The sequence below is a fragment of the Bradyrhizobium sp. P2_E8 genome, assembly GCF_056403875.1.
The window spans coordinates 1-5,966 of the sequence record NZ_JBFUES010000536.1 but is presented as its reverse complement, the minus strand read 5'-3'; the positions used below and the strand labels follow the sequence as shown (position 1 = coordinate 5,966).

9 protein-coding genes are annotated in these 5,966 nt (G+C 65.6%); 1 reads left to right on the top strand and 8 read right to left on the bottom strand.

The window, feature by feature from the left end; translation table 11 throughout:
- From AC1D00_RS25820 to AC1D00_RS25805, 4 genes are all read right to left on the bottom strand, one after another.
- A partial coding sequence (locus AC1D00_RS25820; protein WP_477012596.1) for a histidinol dehydrogenase occupies window positions 1–286 on the bottom strand: 286 nt, incomplete at its 3' end.
- Window positions 287–414: 128 nt separating this feature from the next.
- Window positions 415–858: a DUF2948 family protein gene (locus tag AC1D00_RS25815; protein ID WP_167771351.1), complete on the bottom strand. Its 444-nt coding sequence runs from the start codon at window positions 856–858 to the stop codon at window positions 415–417.
- Window positions 859–939: 81 nt separating this feature from the next.
- A complete protein-coding gene (locus AC1D00_RS25810; RefSeq protein WP_477012595.1) occupies window positions 940–1,599 on the bottom strand; it encodes a Rossmann-fold NAD(P)-binding domain-containing protein in 660 nt (219 codons plus the stop codon).
- Between the two features lie 26 nt (window positions 1,600–1,625).
- Complete coding sequence (locus AC1D00_RS25805; protein ID WP_477012594.1) at window positions 1,626–2,564, bottom strand: SDR family oxidoreductase; 939 nt, start codon at window positions 2,562–2,564, stop codon at window positions 1,626–1,628.
- A gap of 89 nt (window positions 2,565–2,653) precedes the next feature.
- Here AC1D00_RS25805 and AC1D00_RS25800 point away from each other — a divergent pair, with 89 nt between their 5' ends.
- Window positions 2,654–3,295 (top strand): TetR family transcriptional regulator, encoded by a 642-nt coding sequence (locus AC1D00_RS25800; protein WP_025576565.1) that lies wholly within the window; start codon window positions 2,654–2,656, stop codon window positions 3,293–3,295.
- A 39-nt stretch (window positions 3,296–3,334) separates the two neighbouring features.
- Here the strand turns inward: AC1D00_RS25800 and AC1D00_RS25795 are convergent, their stop codons facing one another.
- The 4 genes from AC1D00_RS25795 to AC1D00_RS25780 form a co-directional block, all read right to left on the bottom strand.
- Window positions 3,335–4,159: an alpha/beta fold hydrolase gene (locus AC1D00_RS25795; protein WP_477012593.1), complete on the bottom strand. Its 825-nt coding sequence runs from the start codon at window positions 4,157–4,159 to the stop codon at window positions 3,335–3,337.
- A 148-nt stretch (window positions 4,160–4,307) separates the two neighbouring features.
- Window positions 4,308–4,817, bottom strand: a complete 510-nt coding sequence (locus tag AC1D00_RS25790; protein WP_135177648.1) for a hypothetical protein — start codon at window positions 4,815–4,817, stop codon at window positions 4,308–4,310.
- 66 nt (window positions 4,818–4,883) lie between these two features.
- Window positions 4,884–5,210, bottom strand: coding sequence for an EthD family reductase (locus AC1D00_RS25785; RefSeq protein ID WP_477012592.1), 327 nt, complete (start codon window positions 5,208–5,210; stop codon window positions 4,884–4,886).
- Between the two features lie 212 nt (window positions 5,211–5,422).
- A partial coding sequence (locus AC1D00_RS25780) for an NAD(P)/FAD-dependent oxidoreductase (protein WP_477012591.1) occupies window positions 5,423–5,966 on the bottom strand: 544 nt, incomplete at its 5' end.

The following is a 5,966-nucleotide window of genomic DNA, read 5'->3' as shown; positions in this document are numbered from 1 at the left end:
CGATGCGGTCGCGCGCGAGCTTGAGCGCATCCAGCGTCGCGGCATCGCAGGCCTTCACCGCGGCTTCGATCTCGGCGGCCGAGATGCGAAGGCCGGATGCGTCCAGCGTCAGCCGGTCGAACTTTGCCGTGGCCTCGAGCAGGGCCGCGTCGCCACGCTTCGCCACGTCGTCGACGATCGCGCGCGCGGCGGCCTCCACGTCGGCCGAGACCTCGCGCTTGGCGGCGAGGAAGGCCGCGAATCGCTGGTCAAAATCGGCGCTGCTGCGGTCGAGGCGAACGGGCATGTCTGGCTTGGCTTCTGGCTGGTTTCTCGGGGCGGATTGGCGCACCAGGTCCCCTGCTCAATGGCGCGGCGGCCTCCCGCCGTCAACCCTTGGCAGGTGTCGTCCCGGCCTGGCGCTGGTATACCGCCTCACCCCTCCCCTTCGATCGCCGCCCCCAGTTCGTCCGCCCCAAGATCGGTCAGCTCGCATTCCAGGCATTCGACGTCGAGGCGGATGGCGCCGCCCTGGGCGAACAAGAGCAGGGCGCTGCCGCCGGGCTCCTCGTCGCGGCCGTCCTGGGAGTGAAACTCGATCCCGACGAGGTCCAGAACCTTGTCCGGGGCTCCGATGTCGATGTTGCGCGATTTGCAGGCAAGCACGCGGTCGAAGCGGAGCGCGGCGACCAGTCGGCGCGGCTCGGCCTCGCCGTCCAGCGTCTGCTCCCAGTCCAGCCGGCTCATGCCGACTACCAGCCGCTTCTCGCTCTGCCGCCAGATAATGTCGGCGGCCTGCACCCGGGCATCCTGCACATGGGTGGAGATCACGGCGAGATCGTCGGCATCGAGCGCGATCAGTTTGAGCTGGGGCGACATCGCCGGCATTTCTCCTCGGGGGCGGATACGGCCCAACGCGCGCGGCCGCGGAAATTTCCCTAGACCTAACAACCCGGCGGACTAGAGACTATTGATATCCTCCATCTCCAGCACCTTGCGCGGATACCCCTGCCGGGCGACGTGGATCATGGCGCGGCCCATTTGCTCGGTGGAGGTGACGAGCCGCGGCGAAATCCGGCGAAGCACCGACCAGAGTGGCCAGGTTGCGGTATACACGCCCTGCACCCAGGCGGTCTTGGAGCGGGCACCATGCAGGGGCTGGATCGCGCCGGGCCGGAACATGTAGGCGCCCTTGAACGGCAGCTTGAGCAGATCGTTCTCGGTCTTGCCCTTGATCCGCGCCCACATCCGCGGGCCCTGCTCGGTGGAATCGGTGCCGGCGCCGGTGACATAGGTGAAGATCATCTGCGGATTGAGCGTCGCCAGCGTCGTCGCAGCGGCGAGCGTGAGGTCGTAGGTGAGATGACGGTAGCGCTCCTCGTTCATGCCGATCGAGGAGACGCCGAGGCAGAAGAAACAGGCGTCGAAGCCGGTGAGCCGAGACTCGATCGCCGAATAATCCAGGAAATCGTCGTGGATGATCTCGGTGAGCTTGGCGTCGCGCACGCCGGTCGGGCTGCGGCCGACCACGAGCACGCGGTCGATGCCGGCATCGACCAGGCACTCGCGCAAGACGCCCWGCCCGACCATGCCGGTCGCGCCAAAGATGATGATTTGCATCGGGACGTCCCCAACAGTGTCGCGGCTCATGCGGCGACCACGATCTCGTCGAAGGATACACTGGTCAGCGTTGCCGAGACATCCCACAGCATGGCCGCCGCAGCGAAATCCTTGGCCTGCGGCATGATCTTCGCCGGCGCTGGCGGCCCCTTCAATTCGTAGAACCCGTTCGGACCGTAATAGCCGCCGGGCTCGGCCGCTGGAGATGTCGCCGCGAACAACGTCGGCAGCGCGCCCTCGGCAGCGGACTGGCTGATCAAGGGTTGGAGCCACCGTCCCACCCGCCACGAGAGGGTGTTGGCGCCCGGCCCRTTCGAAATGAGATCGGTCCGCGCGTAGCCGGGATGGGCGGCAAGGCTCGTCACGCCCCAGCCGGCCGCGAGGCTGCGACGCTGCAACTCCAAGGCAAACATCAGCATCGCCAGCTTGGACTGGCAATAGGCCCGCCACGGACGATAGGAACGCTTGCCTTGCAGATCATCGAAATTGATTGCGCCGGAGCGGTGCGCAAGGCTCGAGAGATTGACGACACGAGACGCCTTCGCCCGGCGAAGCTGCGGCAACAGGCGCGCCGTCAGCGCGTAGTGTCCGAGATAATTGGTGCCGAGCTGCATCTCGAAGCCATCCTCGGTCTGCTGCCGTTTCGGCAGCGCCATCACGCCGGCATTGTTGACGAGGAGGTCGAGCTGCTCGTTGCCGGCGGCAAAGCGCCTGGCGAAATCGGCGACGGAGGACAGGCCGGCGAGGTCGAGATGCTCGTAGGCGATCAGCGCATTGGGAAACCGCTCGCAAATGCCCTCGATCGCCTGCAGGCCCTTTGCGTCGCTGCGTCCGGTGAGTATGACAATGGCACCGGCGCCCGCCAGCGCCATCGCCGTCTCGTAGCCGAGCCCGCCCGTCGCGCCGGTCACGACGGCGGTCCTGCCGCTGAGGGAGGGGATGTCCGCCGTGGTCCAGTCAGTCATGCCATAGCTCCAGGCTATCGGGGGGTGGAAAAAGGCCCGCGACCGGTCCAAATGTGCACTAAGTGCAAATTTGCAAGAGGTGAAATAATTTGAAGGCTTCGAAGCACGCCAGGAAACGCGCCAAGCCCTTGTCCTCCGGAGAAAAAACGCCGGCGGGGCCCGGCCTGCGCGAGCGCAAGCAGCAGCAGACCCGCGAGCGGCTGAAGCGCGCGGCGATGGCGCTGTTCCTGGAGCGCGGCTTCGAGGCCGCGACCATCGACGACATCGCGGCCGCTGCCGATGTCTCGCGCCGCAGCTTCTTCCATTATTTCGCCTCGAAGGAAGACGTGGTCGCCGCCTGGCAGGAGGATGCCGCGGCCGCGCTGGTCGCCGGGATTCTCGCACGGCCAGCGGACGAATCCATGCTGACGGCGGCGGAGAATGCGATCGCGGCGGCGGTCAAACGGATCGATCCGACCGAAGCGGCTGCGATGTCGCGGCTCAAGCGCGACAATCCCGCGCTCCACGCGCGCGACCAGCTCAAATACGAAAAGCTCGAGCGCGCCCTCGCGGACGGGCTTGCGCAGCGCGCCGGCCGCAAATCGGACCGGCTGAAGGCGCGGCTCGTCGCCATGATCGCCACCGGCGCGATGCGCGTCGGCGGCGAGAGCTGGATCGGCGAAGGTGCGCGGGAGAAGCCGGAAGCTTTCGTGAAGCGCACGTTCGATGCGATCAGGGCGATATTGAAGTGAGTATGCTTCCCTCCCCTGGAGGGGAGGGTAAGCGCGACCTCAATCCCTGAAAAACGCCAGCAGGTCGGCGTTGATGGTCTCGGCGTGCGTGGTCGGCATGCCGTGGGGGAAGCCCTTGTAGGTCTTCAGGATGCCCTTCTTGAGCAGCTTGGCGGACAACGGCGCGGAATCGGCGTAAGGCACGATCTGGTCGTCGTCGCCGTGCATCACCAGCACGGGCACGTTGATCTTCTTGAGATCCTCGGTGAAGTCGGTCTGCGAGAACGCGACGATGCCGTCGTAATGCGCCTTGGCGCCGCCCATCATGCCCTGGCGCCACCAGTTCTGGATCACCGCTTCCGACGATTTGGCGCCGGGACGGTTGTAGCCGTAGAAGGGCCCGGCGGCGATGTCGCGGTAGAAGGCCGAGCGGCCGGCGGCGAGCTGGACCTGGAAATCATCGAACACGCTCTTCGGCAGGCCGCCGGGATTGGCCGCCGTCTGCACCATCAACGGCGGCACCGCGGAGAGGATCGCGGCCTTCGCCACCCGGCTCTCGCCGTGGCGCGCGATGTAGTGCACGACCTCGCCGCCGCCGGTGGAATGGCCGACGTGGATGGCATTCTCGAGGTCGAGATGCGCGGTGACCGCCGCAAGATCGTCGGCATAGTGATCCATGTCGTGGCCGTCGGCGACCTGCGCCGAGCGGCCGTGGCCGCGGCGGTCATGGGCGATGACGCGGTAGCCGCGGGTGACGAAGAACATCATCTGCGCGTCCCAATCGTCCGACGACAGCGGCCAGCCATGGCTGAACACGATCGGCTGGCCCGAGCCCCAATCCTTGAAAAAGATCTCGACGCCGTCTTTGGTAGTGATGGTGGGCATGAATGGCTCCTTCTTACGTTCGAGTCATTCCGGGGCGCGCATCAGCGCGAACCCGGAATCTGGAAATTGTCGCGCGAGATTCCCGGTGCGCAATTGCGCACCATGGCTCATCGCTGCGCGGTGCCCCGGAATGACGAGGGATCGGCGATCAGGCAAACGCCATCGGCTTGAAGCGGCGCCAGGCGCCGATGGTCAGCACCACGAAGAACACCAGCACGATGCCCTGCACCACGGCGAACACCGGGCCGGACGGCGGCGCCGGCGGCACGGCGGGCGCGAGCGCGGCGAGCGCCGGCACCTTCAGGAACGACTGGATCACCAGCACGAAGACGTTGAAGTACAGTGAGATCATCGCGGTCACGATGTAGACCGGACGCCAGACGCCCGCGAGCTTCATGCCGTAGAGCGCGATGCAGGCGATCGCGAGCAGCACCAGCGAGATGATGCCGATGATGTGCGAGGGCAGCAGCTCCTTGAACGGAAACAGGAAGCCGGTCGCGCTGGTGAGGATCGTGAACAGCAGGAAGATCGCGGTGAGGCCCGGCATCGGCTTCGAGCCGAGCAGGCCGAACATCACGACGAGGCCGGCGACGATGGCGATCAGGCTGATGATGACATGGACCAGCGTAAGGGCGGGCAAGCTCAACCCAAGAACCATGACATCTCTCCTTCTCTTTCACTCTGCATTGAGACGGAGATTAGTATTACGGTCCTCATTGGATGGCTACACGCGCAATGTCACAGGCTCGTGCGGAGCCATGCGTCGTCGTGCGAATCGACAAACGCATGGCTGAATTTTTTGCATCGCTGTCACAAACGTGCCTTCCGCGCTGCCGAATGCCGCCTGGATGTCGGCCACGCTGTTGAAGCTAAGGATGGCGACGAGGTGGACCCCGGAAGGTCCTGCGGGGGAGCCGACCGGCCCCGTGCTGACGGCGTATTTCGTCAGGCCGGGCAATTTCTTGGCGAGCGGAATGTGAGTCTCGGCATAATGCTTGTCGAAGGCGGCAGCGTCCTTGGGCGTCTTGTAGAGCACGACGAGTTCGGCCATTTAGTCCTCCCTTGAAACTGTTGTTGGTAGATCCTCATGGTGAGGAGGCGCGTCAGCGCCGTCTCGAACCATGAAGGCCCGGCTTTGGCAGCTGGGCCTCGATCCTTCGAGACGCGCGCTTGGGCGCGCTCCTCAGGATGAGGGGATAGTCTGTGGGACACGTCAGGATGGCAAGCCATAATCCGCTTGCCATCTGCTTGTCTTGTCCTTGACTAAAGCGCCGGTTTTGCGGCGTCGCCGAGATAGCCATGCAGAGAGGCAACGACCTGCGCGCCCTCGCCAATGGCGCCGCCGACGCGCTTGACCGAGCCGGAGCGGACGTCGCCGACGGCATAGACGCCGGGCACGGAGGTCTCGAGCGGCGCGACCAGCCGGCCCAAATTCTGCTCGGACTGCGCGCCTGTGACGACGAAGCCGCCGCGATCGAGCGTCACGCCGCAGCCGTCGAGCCAGCCGGTGGCGGGATCGGCGCCGACGAACAGGAAGAGATTGCGGATGTCGGCGAAATCCTCGTCGCTCGACAGCCGGCTCTTCCAGCGGATGCGCCGCAACAGCGAGGCCTCGTCGCCCTCGAGCGCCGTGATCTCGGTGTTGAACATCAATTCGATGTTCGGCGTCGCTTCGATGCGCTCGATGAGATAGCGCGACATGCTGGCGCCGAGACCGCCGCCGCGAATGATCATCAGCACCTTCTTGGCGTGACCCGACAGGAACACGGCGGCCTGGCGCGCCGAGTTGCCGGCGCCGACGAGCGCG